Source organism: Nocardia sp. NBC_00511 (assembly GCF_045161165.1).
In the GTDB taxonomy this organism is placed as follows: Bacteria; Actinomycetota; Actinomycetes; order Mycobacteriales; family Mycobacteriaceae; genus Nocardia.
Genome location: NZ_CP107849.1, coordinates 527081 through 546022 on the forward strand (window position 1 = coordinate 527081; position 18942 = coordinate 546022).

At 67.2% G+C, this 18942-nt stretch carries 19 protein-coding genes; 7 read left to right on the forward strand and 12 right to left on the reverse strand.

What is annotated here, in order from left to right; translation table 11 throughout:
- Positions 1-14 precede the first annotated feature (14 nt).
- Complete coding sequence (locus tag OG300_RS02530) at positions 15-335, reverse strand: lipopolysaccharide assembly LapA domain-containing protein (RefSeq protein WP_405491694.1); 321 nt, start codon at positions 333-335, stop codon at positions 15-17.
- Between the two features lie 153 nt (positions 336-488).
- On the opposite strand from OG300_RS02530, the gene rlmN reads away from it, so the two are divergent.
- Together rlmN and OG300_RS02540 are read left to right on the forward strand one after the other, a co-directional pair.
- On the forward strand, positions 489-1598 hold the full coding sequence (rlmN, locus tag OG300_RS02535; protein ID WP_405491696.1) for a 23S rRNA (adenine(2503)-C(2))-methyltransferase RlmN: 1110 nt from the start codon (positions 489-491) through the stop codon (positions 1596-1598).
- A gap of 284 nt (positions 1599-1882) precedes the next feature.
- Positions 1883-2860 carry a hypothetical protein gene (locus OG300_RS02540; RefSeq protein ID WP_405491698.1) on the forward strand — a complete coding sequence of 326 codons (978 nt, stop codon included), beginning with the start codon at positions 1883-1885 and terminating at the stop codon, positions 2858-2860.
- A gap of 231 nt (positions 2861-3091) precedes the next feature.
- Here the strand turns inward: OG300_RS02540 and OG300_RS02545 are convergent, their stop codons facing one another.
- The 3 genes from OG300_RS02545 to OG300_RS02555 all read right to left on the reverse strand — a co-directional run bounded on the left by OG300_RS02545 (position 3092) and on the right by OG300_RS02555 (position 5094).
- A complete protein-coding gene (locus OG300_RS02545) occupies positions 3092-3289 on the reverse strand; it encodes a hypothetical protein (RefSeq protein WP_405491700.1) in 198 nt (65 codons plus the stop codon).
- Positions 3290-3589: 300 nt separating this feature from the next.
- Positions 3590-4843, reverse strand: a complete 1254-nt coding sequence (locus tag OG300_RS02550) for a type II toxin-antitoxin system HipA family toxin (RefSeq protein WP_405491702.1) — start codon at positions 4841-4843, stop codon at positions 3590-3592.
- Complete coding sequence (locus tag OG300_RS02555; protein WP_405491704.1) at positions 4840-5094, reverse strand: helix-turn-helix domain-containing protein; 255 nt, start codon at positions 5092-5094, stop codon at positions 4840-4842. Before OG300_RS02555 ends, OG300_RS02550 begins: the two co-directional genes overlap by 4 nt.
- 232 nt (positions 5095-5326) lie before the next feature.
- On the opposite strand from OG300_RS02555, the gene OG300_RS02560 reads away from it, so the two are divergent.
- On the forward strand, positions 5327-6610 hold the full coding sequence (locus tag OG300_RS02560; protein WP_405491706.1) for an RNA polymerase sigma factor: 1284 nt from the start codon (positions 5327-5329) through the stop codon (positions 6608-6610).
- A 92-nt stretch (positions 6611-6702) separates the two neighbouring features.
- Here the strand turns inward: OG300_RS02560 and OG300_RS02565 are convergent, their stop codons facing one another.
- The gene (locus OG300_RS02565; protein WP_405491708.1) at positions 6703-7266 is read right to left on the reverse strand and encodes an SRPBCC domain-containing protein; all 564 of its coding nucleotides are present in this window, start codon (positions 7264-7266) and stop codon (positions 6703-6705) included.
- Positions 7263-7574: an ArsR/SmtB family transcription factor gene (locus tag OG300_RS02570; protein ID WP_405491710.1), complete on the reverse strand. Its 312-nt coding sequence runs from the start codon at positions 7572-7574 to the stop codon at positions 7263-7265. The genes OG300_RS02565 and OG300_RS02570 overlap by 4 nt, the downstream gene beginning before the upstream one ends.
- A 75-nt stretch (positions 7575-7649) precedes the next feature.
- Here OG300_RS02570 and OG300_RS02575 point away from each other — a divergent pair, with 75 nt between their 5' ends.
- Together OG300_RS02575 and OG300_RS02580 are read left to right on the forward strand one after the other, a co-directional pair.
- Positions 7650-7994 carry a hypothetical protein gene (locus OG300_RS02575; protein WP_405491712.1) on the forward strand — a complete coding sequence of 115 codons (345 nt, stop codon included), beginning with the start codon at positions 7650-7652 and terminating at the stop codon, positions 7992-7994.
- Positions 7991-9478 carry an MFS transporter gene (locus tag OG300_RS02580; protein WP_405491714.1) on the forward strand — a complete coding sequence of 496 codons (1488 nt, stop codon included), beginning with the start codon at positions 7991-7993 and terminating at the stop codon, positions 9476-9478. Before OG300_RS02575 ends, OG300_RS02580 begins: the two co-directional genes overlap by 4 nt.
- A gap of 147 nt (positions 9479-9625) precedes the next feature.
- Here OG300_RS02580 and OG300_RS02585 read toward each other — a convergent pair whose 3' ends face one another.
- Genes OG300_RS02585 through OG300_RS02600 form a run of 4 tightly spaced genes read right to left on the reverse strand, consistent with a single transcriptional unit; the run spans position 9626 to position 15002 of the window.
- Positions 9626-12781, reverse strand: coding sequence for an ATP-binding protein (locus OG300_RS02585; protein WP_405491716.1), 3156 nt, complete (start codon positions 12779-12781; stop codon positions 9626-9628).
- Positions 12778-13386 carry a hypothetical protein gene (locus tag OG300_RS02590; protein ID WP_405491718.1) on the reverse strand — a complete coding sequence of 203 codons (609 nt, stop codon included), beginning with the start codon at positions 13384-13386 and terminating at the stop codon, positions 12778-12780. The genes OG300_RS02585 and OG300_RS02590 overlap by 4 nt, the downstream gene beginning before the upstream one ends.
- Before the next feature lie 27 nt (positions 13387-13413).
- The gene (locus OG300_RS02595) at positions 13414-14481 is read right to left on the reverse strand and encodes a hypothetical protein (protein WP_405491720.1); all 1068 of its coding nucleotides are present in this window, start codon (positions 14479-14481) and stop codon (positions 13414-13416) included.
- Between the two features lie 8 nt (positions 14482-14489).
- Positions 14490-15002: a DUF4365 domain-containing protein gene (locus OG300_RS02600; protein WP_405491722.1), complete on the reverse strand. Its 513-nt coding sequence runs from the start codon at positions 15000-15002 to the stop codon at positions 14490-14492.
- A 265-nt stretch (positions 15003-15267) separates the two neighbouring features.
- On the opposite strand from OG300_RS02600, the gene OG300_RS02605 reads away from it, so the two are divergent.
- Positions 15268-15912, forward strand: coding sequence for a DedA family protein (locus OG300_RS02605; protein WP_405491724.1), 645 nt, complete (start codon positions 15268-15270; stop codon positions 15910-15912).
- A gap of 57 nt (positions 15913-15969) precedes the next feature.
- Positions 15970-17133 carry a low temperature requirement protein A gene (locus tag OG300_RS02610; protein ID WP_405491726.1) on the forward strand — a complete coding sequence of 388 codons (1164 nt, stop codon included), beginning with the start codon at positions 15970-15972 and terminating at the stop codon, positions 17131-17133.
- A 3-nt stretch (positions 17134-17136) separates the two neighbouring features.
- Here OG300_RS02610 and OG300_RS02615 read toward each other — a convergent pair whose 3' ends face one another.
- A complete protein-coding gene (locus tag OG300_RS02615; RefSeq protein WP_405491728.1) occupies positions 17137-17637 on the reverse strand; it encodes a hypothetical protein in 501 nt (166 codons plus the stop codon).
- Entirely contained in the window at positions 17634-18929 is a 1296-nt protein-coding gene (locus OG300_RS02620) for a serine aminopeptidase domain-containing protein (RefSeq protein WP_405491730.1), read from the reverse strand. The genes OG300_RS02615 and OG300_RS02620 overlap by 4 nt, the downstream gene beginning before the upstream one ends.
- Between the last annotated feature and the right edge of the window lie 13 nt (positions 18930-18942).

Genomic DNA, 18942 nt, shown 5'->3' on the forward strand with positions numbered 1-18942 from the left:
CCCGAACCCCCCGGCTACTTGGCTTTCTTGGCGACCCGGCGCAGCTGCAGGATGCGGTAGCCGCCGATGAGCGCGGTGAACAGTGCGCCCGCGATCACCGACAGCAGCACGAGAATCCCCTTGGGCAGGTTCCACTGCCAGGTGAAGACGTTCATGCTGACCTGCTCGAGGTTCTGCAGGATGAAGATCAGCACCATGATGCCGAGCACGGCGGCGATGACCAGGCCGACCCACGCATAACCGGCGCGGGTCTTGAGCACGCCTTGGCCCTTGGTTTTGGTGTTGTCCTTGCCGGGGGTCGGTTCCGCCCCGGGGGCTGGTACGGCGGTTGTCATAGCTGAATCATTGCCGATGGCTATGGCCGTGGCTCGCATATCGCCTCTTATCTGCTATATGTCGCTTCCGTCTGCGATTTGCTGGCGAATGTGACGAGCGCATCGCACCCCGCGGGCCCGAGCGACGGTTCCGGATGGAACACTGGAAGGGTTATGACTACCCCCTTGCCCCTCGTTTTCGACGCCCCCCGTCGTGGCATGCCGCCGCGGCATCTCGCCGACCTCGATTCGCAGGAGCGCAAGCAGGTGGTCGAGGAACTCGGCCTGCCGAAGTTCCGGGCCGACCAGATCGCCCGCCAGTACTACGGCCGCCTGGTCGCCGACCCCGCGCAGATGACCGATCTGCCCGAGGGCATGCGCGCCAAGGTCGCCGAGGCGCTGTTCCCGACGCTGCTCACCGAGATCCGGCACATCGAATGCGATGACGGGACGACGCGAAAGTCCCTGTGGCGCGCCAATGACGGCACCCTGCTCGAGTCGGTGCTCATGCGCTACCCCGACCGCAACACCCTGTGCATCTCGAGCCAGGCCGGTTGCGGTATGGCCTGCCCGTTCTGTGCCACCGGTCAGGGCGGGCTCAACCGCAACCTGTCCACCGCCGAGATCGTCGACCAGGTGCGCGCCGCCGCTGCCGCCCTGCGCGACGGCGAGGTCGCCGGTGGCCCCGGCCGCCTGTCCAACATCGTCTTCATGGGCATGGGTGAGCCGCTGGCGAACTACAAGCGGGTGGTGAACGCGGTGCGCCGCATCACTTCTCCGTCGCCGGAGGGTTTCGGCATCTCGCAGCGCTCGGTGACGGTCTCCACCGTCGGCCTGGCCCCCGCCATCCGCAAGCTCGCCGACGAGGACATGACGGTGAGACTCGCTGTCTCCCTGCACACTCCGGACGACGAACTCCGAGACACCCTGGTACCGGTCAACAATCGCTGGCCGGTCGCCGAAGTCCTCGACGCCGCACGCTATTACGCCGACAAGTCCGGCCGCCGCGTCTCCATCGAGTACGCCCTGATCCGCGACATCAACGACCAGCCCTGGCGCGCCGACCTACTCGGCAAGAAACTCCACAAGGCCCTCGGCCCCCTGGTCCACGTCAACCTGATCCCCCTCAACCCCACCCCCGGCAGCAAATGGGACGCCAGCCCCAAGCCCGCCCAGGACGAATTCGTCCGCCGCGTCCAAGCCCAGGGCGTCACCTGCACCGTCCGCGACACCCGCGGCCAGGAAATCGCCGCCGCCTGCGGCCAACTCGCCGCCGAAGGCTGAGCGCGCTGGACTCCGATCTGTTCGGATCCACGGCGGACCGGGTTTCCGGCCTCGAAGTCGCGCGGCGGCTGGCCGGTGTCCCCGTCGATGATCTGATCGAGTTCCTGCTCGAGAAAACCAACGCCTGGCACCATCGCCGTTACTCCGCCCGGACTCTGCACGGTCGAGTCCCCGCACAGCGAACGCTGGAACTTCTCGATGTCGTACGTTCCGGCGAACAGGAGTCCGAGGTCCGGCAAGCGGTACTCGAAATCCTGGTCGCGGCACCAGGACCGCATCGGGGGATGCTGCTGGAGTGGCTGCGCGGTCAGGCGCTCGACGAAGGCCGCCGGTACGGCCTGAACGAGGCCGTCGTGGTCGCCCGCGGGCGGCTCGGTGATCTCGGTGCCGTGGATCTCCTGGTCGAGCAGGCGGCGGACGTGTGGCCGCATCGGAACATGCCGGCAGTCGAGGCTCTGCGCGCGCTACTCACTATCCATGGCGTGTCCCGGACATTCGGTGTGGAATCCTTGTCGGCCCTGATGGCATCCGGAGCGACCGAAGCGGCACGTCTTGTCGGAGTGGGGCTTTCGTACGAGACCGGCGCGAATATCCTGCCCGCACTGGGTGATCCGTCAGTGGCCGTCGCTCGTGCCGCCTATGACCGGCTCATCGTCGCGCGCGGACCCGCCGCCCGACTCGAATCGCTCATGGTGGCGGCGGAAACGCCAGGACCGGCGCAACTATGGGCACTCGCCGTGCTCGCACGGCACCATCCCGTCGAGATTCGTCCCCTCTGGGAAGCGCTCGGCTCGCCCCTCGTCGAGCTCCCCGGTGTACCGGCCGACGTGCGCACCGCGATCGTGCGCCGGTATGCCCCGGGAACCCGCGACACCGATCCACGCTGGCTGCTCGAGGCTGCCCTGCTGCCGCCGCTCGACGACCTCGAGGAATCGGACCTGATCGCTCGTGCGGTCGCGGCGCTCGGGGACGCCGGATTGGATCCGCAACAACCGATCTCAGCCGCTGAGGAGTACCGGCAGGGGGAAGGAACCTACTACGCCATCGAGACTGCGGCAGGCACCGTCCTGGTGAGCACTCTCGGCCGGTTCTTCCGGACCCACGGGAGCGCGGACGTGGACGAGATACGCGAGGCCCTGCGCGAATTCCGCCACATCGACAACGCCCTCGGGAACATCATCGTCGACAACCTGTCCGTCTACGATTTCGGCGAACGTAAACCGATGCCGGTGCGCAGTCTGCTGTTCAACTGGCAGGACTGAAGTGGCTCACGGTCCGTTCGTCGTGAGCGACTCGGTTCAGAGTGAATCGCCACGGGGGACCCGGAGTGCAGTGTGTCGGCGATCGTCAACCCGGTTGGATCGATGTCTCGGAAGGTCTTGGTGCACTTGCGATTTCCTCCGTCCGGATCGTGAACTACTACAGCGATGACGAGGCAGGCGCTGCTGACTTCCGCGACGACGTGAGAAAGTGGCTTCCGCCGGGCACCGCGGTCAGCGCAGGACCGACACCGAGGCCGGAGTCGGCTCGCTGATTCCGTGCTGTGCCTCGGGCAGCAGCAGGTGCCCGGCGAAGCCGAGGGTCAGCATCGCGGCGATGAATGCGGTCGCGATCCGGTAGTTGATGCGCTGCGGCTGCGGGACGGTGAAATATCCGAAATTACGGTCGGCGAACTGAATTTGGTTGTTCATGATTCTCCATTCGAGCGCGGCTCGCGTGAACGGGTGTTTCCCGTACCGGGTTCCGCGTGTGTTCTCGCCATGAATCTACCCTGCGACCTGGGCGTGAGCGAGCGTCCGATCCGGCCGAGGGCTGCCTTGGCAGGTGCGGAATACCGCGCGGGAGCGGGTCTTTCGTGTAATTCGACCGAGGTGCGGGCCGCTGCTCGGGTCGCGTTCGGTGAATCCTACGAAGCAGCCACCATTTCGAGAGACCGGGATTACATTTCGACAGGGGGAATAGTCGGCGTTATTTGCGACACAGGGGGAAACTCACGGCCCGGGTCGGAGTTCCCTGCGCCGTTCCGTCATCAGTGCGGTCAGATGGTGGGTGGTCTTCTCGTTGAACCCGATCGTGTCGACTCGGTCGCTCCAGGATTCGGAGGCATCGAGGATGCGGGTCAGGCTGCGGTCGATGGCTCGCTTCGTGATTCCGAGTCGGATCGCGGCTTCCGCCCACCAGCGGTAGGACAGTTTGCCGTCACGTCCGTACAGGGGCAGCGCCATGGGATCGTTCCAGCTCAGGTACGGCTGTGTGCTCAGCAGGTCGTAGGCCGGGGTGACCTCCCAGATGCCGCCTGGATTCTGCCGGACGGAGAGATTCTTGCCGTGCAGGTCACCGTTGCCGATGAGGTAGCTGAACGCGGCGATTTCGAGCATGCGCAACGTGGCGAGCGACGGTGATCCCCGACCGGTGGTGACCGCTTCCGCGAGCGCTTTGATGGCTTCCTGCAAGGTGATTCGGTATTTGGCTGCCGGGTAGCGGCCGAGAACCTGGCAGGCGTCCTCCTGTGCGAGGCGTCGAGTGCGGCCGTGTTCGGCGACCCGGTCGAACCGGTCGATGAACAGCGCCGCATGGCCGTTGGCATCGCGGGCGAGGTGGTGGGCGGGAACCTGGATGCCGCAGGCATCGGCCATGTCGAGAAAGAAGTTCTCGTTCTCGACCAGCAAGGGGTAGTCGGGAGGATTGAGCTTGAGGATCGCCGGGCCGCGGTTCGACGAAACCGGTGTCGAGATCATCTGCGCGGAAACCTTGACCTGGATGCCGGGCAGCGCGGTGCGATCCACGTCGGCGATATCGGTGGAGGTCGCGCGAGAGAACAGCGTCGTGAAATCGATTCCTGAAGTGGCGGTTTCATCGAACATCGGCGCGGGGTCGCTGGGAAGTGTTCCGGCGGGCAGGATTTGGACATCGCCGATGGTGTCGGCACCGACGGCGAGCAGGATCGTGAGGTGATCGTCCTCGCTCGTGCGCGCGGCTGTCGTGATGGCGGACAGGCGCAGGCCCTCGGGCAGTAGGCCCGCGAAGAACGCCGGGACCGATCCGCCGGTCGCTCGGAAACGCCCGGCTCGCTTCGGCAGGGTGAATGCGACACCAGGTGCTGTCGGGTCGTCGAGATATGTTTCGGTGTAGCTGAATTCGACGTCGTCCTGTTGGCGGCGCAGGTGCCCGGCGAGGCGACCGGACTTGTACACATCGGCATCATCGATGGTTCGAAGCCGGGGGAGGCTGTTCGGTTCGGTCACCGGTAGCCGACTTCCGTTGTGTGCAGGGTCGCGACATCGCTGCCCAAGCTCTCGGCATCCGCGCGCGGCATCGCGGCCAGCGTCAATCCGAGAGCGTCCAGGACACGCAAGGTGATGGCGAGGGTGGGGGAGAGCTGTCCTGCTTCCAAGGTGCGCACCGAGGTGACGCCGACGTCGGCGAGGTCGGCGAGATCCAGTTGAGTGAGCCCGAGGGTCTGTCGCCGCTGCGCGAGGAACGCCCCGAATGACACAAGGGGACCGGTCTCGCTCCTTGCTCGTCTTCGAGGCTTGGGGCGCGTCATCCACCCTCCTATCGTCGCTATCGCGGTGTTAGTGGCCGCCAGTGAGCTTTGGAGCAATTCTGCCTAGCTTAACGCTGCCATGGCAATGATAGGGCCGATGAGGCGAGTTGTTCGGGCATCTGACCGATCTTATCGGTGCGATAGCAGTGATAAGCCCCGAAGCCTGTACGCGGATTGACGAGTGGGGCTCCGGTGTGCTGGCGGGGGCGAAGAACCGGGTTCGACGGCGGGTCGCGCCAAAAGGACAGTCCGGTCGGCCCGTGCCGCGCGGGCGTTGCCCGGTTTACGAGTAGGCTGCACAGTAGCTTCGGTGATCGCCGGGCTGCTCGAGGCCTCTCTGCGGTCGTGTTTTCGCATCGCGATGCCGCCCGAATCTCAGGATGAGGCGAATGTGGCGCCAACCGCCGGTGAACCGATCGACAGCGAACCCGCCGACCTGGGCGGAGACGCCGAGAACAATGACGTCGAGGCCAATGATGCCGACGTCGAAGAGGACGTCGAGTCCCCGGCGCTGCGCCGGGCTCGCAAGGAAGCCGAGCTCACCGCCGGTGGCGATTCGACCCGCGCGTATCTGAAGCAGATCGGCCGGGTGCCGCTGCTGTCCGCGGACCAGGAGGTGGACCTGGCGGTGCGGATCGAGGTGGGGCTCTACGCGGCGGAGAAGCTGCGCCTGGAATCGGAGTCGCCCGGGGGCATCACGACGGCCCGTCGCCGGGATCTGACCTGGATCGTCCGCGACGGAATCCAGGCCAAAGATCATCTGCTCGAGGCGAATCTGCGACTGGTGGTGTCGATCGCCAAGCGCTACACCGGACGCGGCATGGCCTTCCTCGACCTGATCCAGGAGGGCAACCTGGGTCTGGTGCGCGCGGTCGAGAAGTTCGACTACAGCAAGGGATTCAAGTTCTCCACCTACGCCACCTGGTGGATCCGCCAGGCGATCACGCGCGCCATGGCCGACCAGGCCCGCACGATCCGCCTGCCCGTGCACGTGGTGGAGATCGTCAACAAGCTCGGCCGGGTCCAGCGCGAACTGCTGCAGGAGCTCGGTCGTGAGGCCACCCCGGAGGAGCTCGCCGAGGTCCTGGACATCAGCCCGGAGAAGGTCGTCGAGATCCGGCAGTACGCCCGGGAGCCGATCTCCCTGGATCAGACGATCGGCGACGAAGGCGACAGCCAACTCGGCGACTTCATCGAAGACTCGGGCGCCGTCATCGCGGTCGAGGCGGTGGCCTTCACGCTGCTGCAGCGGCAGTTGCAGTCGGTCCTGGAAACCCTCACCGAGCGCGAAGCCGGCGTCATGCGCCTGCGCTACGGCCTCGGCGACGGCCAGTCCCGAACCCTCGACGACATCGGAAAGGTCTACGGCGTCACCCGCGAACGCATCCGCCAGATCGAATCCAAGACGATGTCGAAACTCCGGCACCCGTCGCGTTCACAGTCCCTGCAGGGCTACCTCGAATAGCCGCGGGCATTCGCGGAGCGGCTGAAATCTTCTGCCGCGCTGCCGATCCCGAGCTTGGATTTCGCCCGGATCGAGACGGTGACCGGTAGCCGTCAGGACGGACCGGGTTCGGCTGGCTCCTGATAGGTGGGGCGGCTGACCGGCAGTGAATTCCCGGTCTCCAGCAGGGATTTCAGGTCGCTGAGCATGAACGGGTAACCGGGGCCGAAGCCTTCGGGTTCCAGGTCGCCGGAGACGATGATCGAGATGAGGGGGGCGTCGGTGACGTCGTGGATGACGGTGAGGGCGCAGGTGCCGTCGCCGCGGTCGCGAATCTCGTAGTGCAGGTGGGTTTCCGGCTGGGTGGCGAGGTGTTCGTTGCCGAAGAACCGGATGCGGGCCGCCCACCGGGTCGGTGGGTCGTAGTCGGTGACGATGCCGCGAATCAGGACGTCGGGCGCGCCGGTGTCGAGGGAGTAGGGGCCCGACGGTGCGTAGACGGTGAAGTCGCCGCCGACGCGGGGTTCGATGACGCTGCGGCCGCCGAATCCGTAGCGGACCGTCCATTCGGGGTCGGTGATCGCCTGCCAGATGCGGGTGGCGGGGGCGGCGATGACGACGCGGTGGATCTGTGTCCGCTCGGGGCGGGCGCGGGACAGGACGTCGTCGAGGCTCACGATTCCAGGTCCTTCTTCAGGTCGGCCAGGGCGGTGATCCGCTGTTCGGTGAACTTGTCGATCCAGCGGTCGTGAATCAGCCGGATCGGCACCGGGTTCAGATAGTGCAGCTTCTTGCGACCGCTGCGCGCGGTCACCACCAGGCCCGCGTCCTCGAGCAGCCGCAGGTGCTTGCTGATGCCGAAGCGGGTCATCTGCTGCCCGGATTCCAGCTCGGTCAGGGTCTGGCCGTCGCGCAGGAACAGGGCGTCGAGCAGGTGCCGCCGGGTGGGATCGGCCAGCGCCTTGAACACCGCGTCCTCGTCCACGCCCTCACTGTATACGAGACCGATCGGTCACCTGACCGTTGACATGTGACTATTTGGTCACCTATCGTTCGGATCATGAAGCGATACATCGTGCTCTACCTCGCGCCCCTCTCCGTCGCCGAGCGATTCGCCCAGGCCACTCCGGCCGAAGCCGCCAAAGGCATGCAGCTGTGGGCGGAATGGGGCGGCCGCATCGGCGGCGCGCTCGTCGATCCGGGCAAACCGCTCGGCAATGCCCGCCGCGTGACACCGGCCGGGATCTCCGAAACCGACAGCGGCATCATCGGCATGTCGATCCTGCGGGCCGAATCCATGGACGCGGCCCTGGCGCTGGTCGACGACCACCACCACCTGCACTGGGCCGAGGACTGCGAGATCCTCGTCCTCGAGGAACAGGCCATTCCCGAACTGCAGCAATGACTTCCGCGCCGGTGCGGCGCCGGGTGGTGGTGCTGGCCGCCGTGGCCTCGATCATGGCGGCCCTCGACACCCTCGTCGTCGCGACCGCGCTCACCACCATTCAGCGCGACCTGCACGCGAGCCTCGACACCCTGGAATGGACGGTCAACGCCTACAATCTGAGCTTCGCCGCCCTGCTCATGACCGACGCCGCCCTCGGTGACCGCTACGGCCGCGCCCGCATGTTCGCGCTCGGCCTGACGATCTTCGTGATCGCCTCCGCCGCTTGCGGTTTCGCTCGCTCGGCGCAAGAGCTGATCGTCGCCCGCGCCATCCAGGGCGTCGGGGCGGCGCTCGTACTGAGCCTGGCCCTCGCCCTCGTCGGCGCGGTGTTCCCCGCCGAACGTCGCGGCGCGGTCCTGGGCGGTATTCAGGGCGCGACCGGACTCGCCACCGCCTGCGGTCCACTGCTCGGCGGCGCGATCGCCCAGGGTCTGGCCTGGCAGTGGATATTCTGGGTCAACGTGCCGATCGGGTTGATCGCGATCCCGTTGGCGCTCAGCAAGATTCCCGACAGTCGTGGACCCGACGACGCCCTCGACCTACCCGGCCTCACCCTGGTCACCACCGGCGCCTTCGCCCTGCTCTACGCCCTGATGCGCGGCGCGAGCACCGGCTGGACCACCTCGGCCGTATTCGTGAGTGCGGCCACCGCTTTGATCCTGCTCGCTGCCTTCGTCCGCTGGGAACTGCGCACCCCCGCCCCCATGCTTCCGATGTCCCTGTTCCGCGCCCGCGGATTCACCGCCGGCAACACGGCGGTGTTCCTGGCCTTTGCGGCCCTGTTCGCCGCGGTCTTCTTCTATCCCCAACTCCTGCAATCGGTCCTGGGCCTCTCCCCAGTCCGAACCGGCGTACTGCTGCTGCCCTGGACCCTCACCCTCGTCTGCTGCGCCCCCTTCGCGGGCCAGCTCACCGACCGCATCGGCCCCCGCCCCGTCGCCACCACCGGCCTGACCTTCATGGCAATCGGCATGTTCCGCATCGCCGCCGTCGCCCACCCCGCAATGTCGTACGCCCCCTTGATAATTCCCCTGATCATCTCCGGCATCGGCACCGCCCTGGTCGTCCCCGCCACCCAGTCCGCCACCCTCGCCGCCGTCCACCCCGACCTGATCGGCAAGGCCGCCGGCGCCAACAGCACCATGCGAGAATTCGGCGGCGTCTTCGGAACCGCCCTCGCCGCAACAATATTCACCGCCACCGGCGCCTACACCACCCCGGAAACCTTCACCGCAGGCTTCCGCCCCGCCATCGCCTTCGGCGCCGCACTGGCTCTCCTCGGCGCCCTGTCGGCTCTGGGCCTACCCGCTCGCCGCAAGCCCACCGAACCCACGAACTCCCGCCCGGCTCAGTCCTCGCTGCTGAACCGATTTCCGAGAAACCGAAGCAACGCCGGATCCTCGGACGTCAGCCGATCGACCTCCTCACCGCCGGTGCACTGAAACAGCCCCACCGTCACCTTCCCCGGCCGCCGCCCCAGCACCCGCCACACCCCGCCGCTACCCTCCCAGCGCCGCAGTGTTCCGACCGGATCGGGATCCCCGGTGCTTGCAGGCATGCCGCGCCCTCCTTGTCGGTACTGCCTTCAACTATGCCCCCGCAGCCAGGACTCGGCCGTCGACGCGTTGTGCCCGGTCGATGACCTCCTCCTCGGTGAGGGCGCTGGAAGGATGATGGCTCAGGCACATCGGAATGTTGAGCTTGCCGAACGCGACGCCTTCGGTCGCACCGTAGAAACGTCCCTGCGGCAGTCGTGAGATGTCGTCGACCCGTCCGCCTTTCGATCGTGCGAGCTCCTGCGCGGCCTGAATGTGCACGGGTGCGTTGGGCAGCCCGATGAACTGGGTGGCGGCATTGCCGGAGACCATGCTGTGCAGGGCTTTCGGCGCCTGGGTCGCATAGATGAGTCCCAGCCCGTATTTGCGAGCCTGGGTGGCGAGGGTGAGGGTGCTGGCGGTGGATGCCGTGACCTCCCTGGACGGCGCGAACGTCTGCGCCTCGTCCAGCACCAGCAGTCCACCGATCGGCCGGTCTCCGGCGGGATTGCGTTTGATCCAGGCGAACAGGGCGAGTTGCAGCTGGCTGACGAAGGTCCGGCGCTGATCGGTGGTGGCCAATCCGATGCAGCTGATCACCGAGATCCGGGCGCGCTTACCCGCGCTGGGCGTGAGCAGCATTCCGGGATCGAGTCTTTCACCCGACCCGCCGAAGACGGGATCGTTGATCATCGCGGCGTGCAACAGGTCGGCCGCCTCCTGCGCGAGGCGGCTGGCGTTGCGGACCGTGCTGATCCCCTCGGGCAGATCGGCGAGCAGCGCGACGAAATCGCTCAGTTCGGTGCCGCCCCGGCGCGCGAAATACCTGAGCGCCTCGGTCAGGACCGCGGTGCCGGTTTGCAACTTGCGGCCGGACAAGCCGGTGCGCGGCAGCAGGCTCGAGATGGAGGCGTCGATGGAGGTGCGGAATTCATCGGCATTGTCGAGCACCCCGGTGAAGTCCGGCAGCGGGTTCAGTGCGAGGGGGCGTCCGGCTTCGCGGCGCGGCGTCCAAACGACGACCTCGGTCTCCGACAGGTATTCCTCGGACCGCTGCTCGTCGCGCGGGCCCCAGGTGCCCGGCGGTGTCGGCCACGGGTCGCCGAGCCGGGCGAGATCGTTGTTGGTGTCGATGAGGATCGACGAGACACCTTGCAGCGCTGCCTCTTCCACCAGGCGACGGAGCAGCACGGTCTTGCCCGAGCCACTGCCCGCGAAGACCACCGTGTGCTTGCGCAGCTGCAGCAGCGGCACCTGGAAGGCGGCGCCGGTCTCGATATTGCGGCCCAGCACGATGAACGGCTCGGCGGACTCCGTGGGCGGCGGGGGCGGGGTGACGACCGGATCGGTGATCGGGGTGTCGTCGGCCGGTTCGACCGGGTCGGTCTCGATTCGCGTGGTGACCGCCGTGGTCTCCGGTGTGATCTCGGGTAGCTCGAGGACCTGCGTGAGCAGCTGTGACCGGCCCGCCGGCCGCCGGGCGTCGAGCCAGCTGCTGAACCCCGGTGTGGTCTGAGCTTCGGCGAGCATCCCGGCCAGGGCGGTGAACGAGCGCAGATCCTCTGATGAGATCGGCACCGATATCCCCTGTGCGGCAGCCATTTCGGCGACTGCCTCCTTGGTCTTCGGTCCCGTCGAGTACGCCGTATTGCGCAGCACCACCAGATGTCGCTTGGCACTGCCCGGTTGGATCTCCGCTTCGAGACAGGCGGTGCGCAGCCGGGTGAGCACGGCCCGGGGGTGGCTGTGCGCGATCGCGCGGAAGCTCCAGTGCTCTTCGTCCTCGGTCGCCTCGTCGAGCGTTCTGCGTAGGCGACCGTGCAGGGCGGGCTGCACCTTGGAGCGCGGATCGACGATCAGATCGTGTCCGTCGGATGCCTGTTCCATTGCGTAGCAACGCAATGCGGCGTCGAGGAGAGTGAGCATCCGCTCGTCCTCCTGCTTGGGGTCGAGTGGACCCACCACGTCCGCGTCGGATCGCAGCGCCTCGAATCGCCGGTCCCATCCGGTCAATTCGATCGCGGTCGGCGGCGCCGGCGGGCGTACCGGATCCGGGCCGGTGTCGCCGAAACGCGCGAGTTCGGTGACGGTGTTCGCGATCAGGCAGCGGCGGACGTGTTCCTCGACGAGCTGGAGCAGCCGCCGCGGCGTGTAGGCGTCGACACTGCGATCGTCGAAAGCCTTGGGCAGCACGGGCCAGGTCGGGTACGGCGGTTCGAAACCGGATTCCGCGTAGAGGCTCGCCAGATGGCGTTCGACGATGGCGGTGGCCACCGCGGCGGAAGGCATGGAGGTCACCAGCTCGAGCCGCTGGAAACGGTCGACCGTGGAATTGACGGCGCGGGTGGCGATGAGCTCCCAGGATTCGGGGATGCAGGCCGCGACGATCAGCGCGCGGGTCGTCTCCTCACGCATCCGCATCAATCCGTCGGCGAGTCGATTGGCGAGGCTGTCCTCGTCGTGCGTCCCGGATCGCGCTATGACACTGTCGATCTGGTCGACGGCCAGCACGATCGGCCCGGCGAGCGCGAAGAGCCGGGACATGTCGTTGAAGATCAACTGTGCGTCGCGGGTGCGGGCGCGGAAACCCCACGTGAGGCGATCCTCGTCGTCGATCCCGTCGTCGAGGGTGAGGAAGCACTGCCCGACCTCGCGCTGTTCGTGCCGATTCGCGTGGAACAGCACGAGCGCGCGCAGGGTGTCCTGGCATTCGAAGGCCCAGGGGTCCAGCGTGGTGACCCGGGTGACGAAGTCGTCGAGATGCTCGCGGCTCAATAGAATATTGCCGCGCAACCGCATTCGCAGCTCGGCATCGCAACCGGTGCGCTCGACGAGGACATCGAGCATCCGGCCGAGCTGGCCACCGTCGGCATCCATCAGATGGGTGACGACACCATGGACGGCGCCGGTCCAGAAGGAGCGGCCGTCCAGCAATTTGGGCATGAAGAAGAACCCGCCCTGAGCCTGGACGTAGTTGCGCAGCCAGCCGAGCATGTGCGTCTTGCCGACGCCGGCGACGCCGCTGAGCACGAACCCGGTCGGTGTGCTTCCGGGTCTGGCCTTGGCCGCGTCGACGGCGCGGGTGACCACGCCGACCGCGCTGGAGTGCAGCCCCTCCACGTGATACCGCATCGGACTCCAGATCTGATCCGGTCCGAGCACGCTGCTGAACTGCACCGCCGCCAGCGCGTGGTACTCCGCCTCGTTCACGACCGCGCCTCGATCAGCAGCAGATGTCGTGGCGTACCGCCCAGCACGAGCGCGGCCTCGCGGTCCGCCTCGGTGAGGGTCTTCTGATCCGATTCGGCCCGAATATGGACGCCCTCACGGCGCGCCAGCAGTTCGAGGGCGTGATCCAGTTCGCCCCTGGGGAATTCGCTCAAGCGCTCGCGCAGCAGGGCCAATCGCAGCGCGGCGCCCTGTCCGCGGGTCATCTCCGCGTAGGCCGCCTCGACCTGCCTGGCCACATCCGGGTGGAAGATGTCGGCGAGCGCCTGATCGGTGTCGTCGAGGTGCCGGCGCAATCCGGCGAGCACGCAGTACAGCGCGCCGCCGGTGCTGCCGGAACGCTCGGGACGTTCGGCGGACAACTCCTCGGAGCACCAGACCGCGCCGCTGTCGGTGAGTTCGTGCACGAATGCCCGGTTCACCTTGGTGCTGGCGACGAGGCCCAGATCATTGAGGTGCCTGCGGTTGCTGCCGTCGAGCTTCAGCCCCGAGACGGCGAGCAGTTCGGCGTTGGTGACCTCGCGGGCCTCGGCCATCAGCACGAAGAGTATGCAGCGTTCGTTCAGCGTCAGCCGGACGTCGGACATGTGGATTCCTTTGCCTTTCGGTCGAATTCAGGACTTGTCGTGGTCGCCGACGACGAATGTGCCGGTACCGGTGTGGATTTCGGTCTTGCGTCCGTTTCTGGTCACGGCTCCGGTCGCGCGCACCGGCAGGCCGTCGCGGTGTGCGCCGAGCGCGGCCTCGTAGTCCCGCTGATTGCCGAGCGACACGGTGGCGGTGCGTGGTCCGTCGATCACCGAGTCCTCGACCTCGAGCGTTCCGCGCACCCGGAGCTGCCACCGCGCGCCGTTCGGGTCGTTCGACAGTCCGACCACCGACCCTCGGATGCCGCCCCGACCGGAAACCTCGGTCGGCCGTGCGGATTCGGCGCTCAGTGCCGCGATCCGCACGCCCGCGGATTCCGGATACCGCACCGTCTGGTCGGGTAGCGGCAACACCCACGACCAGTGGAACCCGATCTCGAAGGGCAGCGTGTGTTCCGGGCCGGACAGCTTCGCCAGCGCACGGTGCTCGATGTCCGAGACTCGATGGTGCTCGAGGATCTCACGGGCTTCGGGTATCGGCAGGTCGATGGCCGCGCGAATCGCGTTCGAGCTGTGCAGCACGCGTGCCGTCGTTCTACGGGCGAGCGATTCCGGATCGCCGTGCTCGACCGGTACCGAAACCCGCAGGGCGCGTGAGCTTTCGTCCACTTCCAGCAGTGAACGGCGTAGCAGGTTGTCGATGGCGGCGGGATCGGTCTCGGCGACCGCGCCCGCGGGGTCGGTGCGGACCTGCCGGGCGCACACCGTCATGAGCTCCCGCACCGCCAGTACCGTGTGTGCGCCCGCGGCCAGGCTGGCGGTGGCATCCGCGTGCGTGTGAAAGGTCAGCGTGTCCACCGCCGGTGCGATCAGATCCCGCCAGACCGCCTCGGGTGAGCGTGTTTCCGCCTCGGCGACACAGCGGGCCAGTTCGATCAGCCGCATCCGAATGTCCGCACCCGCGTTCTCCCGCGGGACCAGGACATCGAAATCCCGCCAGGTCCAGACGCTCGCGGCCCGCCAGCTGCCGGTCCGCGTCCAGCCGCGCGACCGCAGGTATCCGATGACATCGGTGAGTACGGGTGTGCCAGGCATGCGGACCGCTATCCCGTGGGTAGCGCGGCGTTTTCGGTGACAAGTGCCCGAATGCTGGCCGCCGTCAGCACATTGCTCACCGGTATCTTCACGCGTACGTGCCGTTTACTACTGGGCTCGGGTAGTGGATCACGACTTTCGAGAGACAGGTAGTAGCCGATGTGTCGAAGCAGCAGGCCCGAGGTGTGCAGATCCGCGTATTGGGCTGCGCTGGTGGGCACGTGAACGACGAACAAGTAGCGGGGAACGGTGAAACCCGGACCCGCCAGTTTGTTGAATTGCACCTGGTCGAGATTGTCGAAGTCGATGAGCCCACGCCGGTCTTGCAGCCTGGATACCGTCTTGACCTGCACCTCGATGCGTGGAGAGAAGCCGTTGCGGGTGCGTCCCGGGAGTTTCAGACACAGGTCGACGCCATCGAGATCCACATCGTCCTGCGACCAGATCAGTCCGGCGGCGGAGGCCAGCACCCGAACGTAATCCGCGCCGAATTTCCCCTGATGATTTCGTGCGTCGAGCACGACCCCTCCCGAACGAAACCACTCCCACGACCCTTGTTGTTGTCACTTTAAGATGACGGCCGGGCCCGATGGCGCGAATTGCGGGAATTACTCGACGATAAGTATCGGTCGGTTTTCGAATTGTTTATTCGCATAGGATATTACAGCTGGCAGACCGGCTCGGCCCGCGGCATCGGCGACCGACCGGTTCGTCGATTCGCCTCTCGTCCTCCCGGTTTCGGGCCGGGGCCGCTGAGACGCGCGATCGCTCGGTAGCGTGTCCGCTATGAACTCGCTGTTGCACCGGATCCTGGATATCTCGCCGGTCTGGGTGTATCTCGTTGTCGGACTGCTGGTGTTCGTCGAGGACGCGATCTTCGTGGGGTTCGTGGTGCCGGGGGAGACGGCGGCGGTGCTGGGTGGGGTGGCGGCCAGTCAGGGGCATGTGGAGTTGGCGGTGATGATCGTGCTGGTGGTGGTGGCGGCGATCGTGGGGGACAGCGTGGGGTACGAGGTGGGCAAGCAGGTGGGGCCTCGGCTGCTGGGGATTTCGCTGCTGGATCGGCATCGGGGGCGGTTGGACAAGGCGCAGGGGTATTTGGCGCGGCGGGGCGGGTGGGCGGTTTTCCTGGGGCGGTTCACGGCGTTCTTCCGGGCGGTGATGCCCGCGCTGGCGGGGACCTCGCGGATGCCGTATCGGCGGTTCCTGGCGTTCAACGCGGCGGGCGGGATCGTGTGGGGGACAACGTTCGTGGTGCTGGGGTTCGTGGCGGGCAACTCGTACGAGGTGGTGGCCAAGACGGTGGGGCGAGATCTGGCGATCGGGGTGGCCGTGCTCGTGGTGCTCGGATTGATCGTGTGGAAGGTGCGGGAGTCGCGGGGGGAACGCAAGCTGGAGGCCGATTACGAGGCGGCCCACGAGCAGGACTGACCGTTCGGTTTAGAGTGGTCGCGCTTCAACTGATCGGGTGGACAGGGATTTACGAGCGTGACCGAACCTCAACACGAGGCGCATGAGCGGGCCAGCTGGGCCGAGCTCTTCTTCGACCTGGTACTCGTCTTCGCGGTGACACAGGCCGCCCACCTGCCGGTATCGCATCCGGGCTGGGGCGCGGTCGGGGAAACGGTGCTGCTGCTGGGCATCATGTGGTGGTCGTGGGTGGGCACCACGCTCTCGGTGCACGGGGTCGAGGACTCCAACACGCAGCGAATCTTCCTGTTCGCGTGCGGACTGTGCATGTTCGCCATGGCGATCACCGCGACCTACGCCTTCACCGGGCATCAGCAGCCGCTGATCTTCGCACTCGCGCACCTGGCGCTGCGGCTGCTGCTGTGGCGTCAGATGTGGAGCAAGCGCGCGTTCTCGAACGCGGGCGCCTTCGCCACGGCGCTCAACCCGTTCGCGGTGACCACGGTCAGCGCGGTACTGCTGGTGATCGCGGCGCTGGTCCCGGAGGGCGGGGTCCGCATCGGATTGTGGCTGGCCGCTGTCGCATTGGCGTTCGGCGGCCCGACGCTGCTGGCCCGGCGGATGCGGACCGTGCAGTTCGGCGCCACGCATCTGCCCGAACGCTTCGCCACCTTCATCATCATCGCGCTCGGCGAGATGGTGGCCTCGGTCGGCTCGCAGGCCGCCGACGGACACCTGGGCGCGGTGTCCTGGCTCGCCGTCGTGCTCACCTTCCTGCTCGGCTGCGGACTGTGGTGGCTGTACTTCGCCTACGGCTTCTCCGCCGTGGAACATTCGCTGCGCACCAACCAGGTCCGTGGCGCGGTGGTGCGAGAGGTGCTGAGCTACGGGCACATGCTGCTGGTGGTCGGCCTCGTACTGGTGGCGGTGGGTGCGCGCGCGGTGGTCGCGCACCCGGTCGAGATCGTGCACGGCGTCGACGGTTATCTGGTGCCGCTGGGAGCCACGCTGTTCGTCGGGGCGTTCGTGTTCACGCGCTGGCGGATGTTCGGTGCGCCCACCGCGGGCCGGACGGCGATGACGCTGGTGCTGGCCGCGCTCACCGCACTGTCACCGCTACTGCCTCCGATCGTGACGATGGCGCTGGTGCTGGCGATCCTGGTCGGCCTCAACGGTTTCGAATACTGGTCGGTGACGACCAACCGCCCGCTGCGGCTGGTCCGGTTGCCCGCCCGGTCCTGACGCTCAGGATGTCGGCACGATGGTGGCGACGATGGACTGGATCTGACCGTCGTGGATCACGAAGGTCTCGGTGATGTCGACGGTCACCAGCTTCACCCCCGCCACTCCGGAATCCAGCAGATAGCGCGAGGTCACCACATCGCCATCCTCGGACATCCGAATGTCGTGGATGTTCTGGATGACCGAGTACTGCACGCCGTGATCGAGATCCTGGGTGAGCTGCGGTCCGGAGGTCCCGGTCTGCATCCCGGCCTCGATACGGGTCGCGCCGGGAGCGAACGGCACATTCGAGGCATCGTGGGTGAGCAGCGCGTCGATGTAGGCGCGCGCGATCGCCACCTTGGGGGAATCGCCGGGATTCGGTGTCGCCGCGGCGATCCCGGTCCCGAGGTCGGCGGCCGCCGCCAGCGCCACCGACAAAACTGCAACCTGTGCTAATTTCATCCGCTGATGCTTGCTCGAGCGCCGCTCGCGCGCAACCAATTCCGCGACCCGATCGCTCATCCTGCGAAGCGTGCGAACAATCGGCGCAACGGGCCCCGCTGCGTGTCGGGCGCGATCCAGGTCGCGAGATCATCGATCACCGCGGCATCGACGTGCAGGCCGGGACGCAGATAGTCCGCGGGTGTCGAGGGCCCCGCGCCCGCGAAGAGCATGTGATCGAGCGACTCGTGGACGCGGATCGTCGCCCGCCCGCCCAGCCCCGACTCCCACTGCGGGAGATCGTCTTCGGCCGTCACCTGGTAATCGCGCCCACCCTGCACGAGCAGAATCGGCTTGTCGAGCGCGGCCGCCGTGGCGACCTGGTCGTAGTCGCGCAGATCCAGCCAATAAGAGGCGGGCCAGCCGAAAAGCAGGTCGGCCGTGGGCGTTTCGGGTGTCACCGCGACGGTGGCGGCGGCCCGGCGGGTGGTCTGTGCCAGCGTCGCACCCATGTCCTGGTCGGGCGTCACCGCCGCCACATGATCGAAAACCCGTAGCGCAGCGCGCGGCAGCGGCACCGTGTCCCCGGCCAGGATGGCGATCCCGGCGACCCGGGGTTCGGCGGCCGCGATGCGCGGCACCGCCTTCCCGCCGCCGCTGTGCCCGGCCAGGAACACCCGGTACGGGTCGATATCGGAGCGCGCGAGCAGCAGCCGCACCGCCGAAACCGCATGCGGCACATACTCGTCGACCATGGTGAAGCCGTCGGCGCTCTCGGCCCCGCCGTGCGTGAACCCGATCTTGTCGAAGCGCAGCACCGCGATCCCGCGCGCGGCCAGTCCCCAGGCGAGATCCTTGAACGGCCGGTTCGGCCCGACGGTAGCGTCCCGGTCGGCCGGACCGGAGGCGACCAGCACCACCGCCGGATGCCGATGCCCGCCGCGCGGCAGGGTCAGGGTGCCGGGCACCGCCAGCGGTCCGGAACCGAGGGTGACCTCCTGCTCGGTGAATCGCCGCCGCCCGGCGTAACCCGGTGGCGTCCAGTCGGATTCGGCCGGTGCGGCGAGCCGCAAGCCGTGCAGCCTGCCCGCCGTGTCCACCACGATCCGCACGGTCATCGCGCCCGCCGTGCCCGTCACCGGCACCACGACGCGGGTGCGGTCGGCATCGACGGGTTCGAGTGCGGGAGAGCCGACTTCCCGGATCTCACCGATCTTGGCGATCTCACCGTTCCACCCGTCCCGGACCGTCGCCGCCGAGACCACGGCTGCCATCGGGGGCGCGAACAGGTCCGCGAGCGCCTCGAACTGCCCGGCCCGCATCATCTCGACGACGGTTGCCGCCACGGTCACCGCTTCGATTTCGACAGCCATGCGCTCCAACCTT

What these genes read in the sequence shown, in the direction of transcription:
- OG300_RS02530 (WP_405491694.1), bottom strand. Translation starts at nt 335, where the DNA reads ATGACAACCGCCGTACCAGCCCCCGGGGCGGAACCGACCCCCGGCAAG.
- rlmN (WP_405491696.1), top strand. Translation starts at nt 489, where the DNA reads ATGACTACCCCCTTGCCCCTCGTTTTCGACGCCCCCCGTCGTGGCATG.
- OG300_RS02540 (WP_405491698.1), top strand. Translation starts at nt 1,883, where the DNA reads ATGCTGCTGGAGTGGCTGCGCGGTCAGGCGCTCGACGAAGGCCGCCGG.
- OG300_RS02545 (WP_405491700.1), bottom strand. Translation starts at nt 3,289, where the DNA reads ATGAACAACCAAATTCAGTTCGCCGACCGTAATTTCGGATATTTCACC.
- OG300_RS02575 (WP_405491712.1), top strand. Translation starts at nt 7,650, where the DNA reads ATGAAGCGATACATCGTGCTCTACCTCGCGCCCCTCTCCGTCGCCGAG.
- OG300_RS02580 (WP_405491714.1), top strand. Translation starts at nt 7,991, where the DNA reads ATGACTTCCGCGCCGGTGCGGCGCCGGGTGGTGGTGCTGGCCGCCGTG.
- OG300_RS02590 (WP_405491718.1), bottom strand. Translation starts at nt 13,386, where the DNA reads ATGTCCGACGTCCGGCTGACGCTGAACGAACGCTGCATACTCTTCGTG.
- OG300_RS02595 (WP_405491720.1), bottom strand. Translation starts at nt 14,481, where the DNA reads ATGCCTGGCACACCCGTACTCACCGATGTCATCGGATACCTGCGGTCG.
- OG300_RS02605 (WP_405491724.1), top strand. Translation starts at nt 15,268, where the DNA reads ATGAACTCGCTGTTGCACCGGATCCTGGATATCTCGCCGGTCTGGGTG.
- OG300_RS02615 (WP_405491728.1), bottom strand. Translation starts at nt 17,637, where the DNA reads ATGAGCGATCGGGTCGCGGAATTGGTTGCGCGCGAGCGGCGCTCGAGC.
- OG300_RS02620 (WP_405491730.1), bottom strand. Translation starts at nt 18,929, where the DNA reads ATGGCTGTCGAAATCGAAGCGGTGACCGTGGCGGCAACCGTCGTCGAG.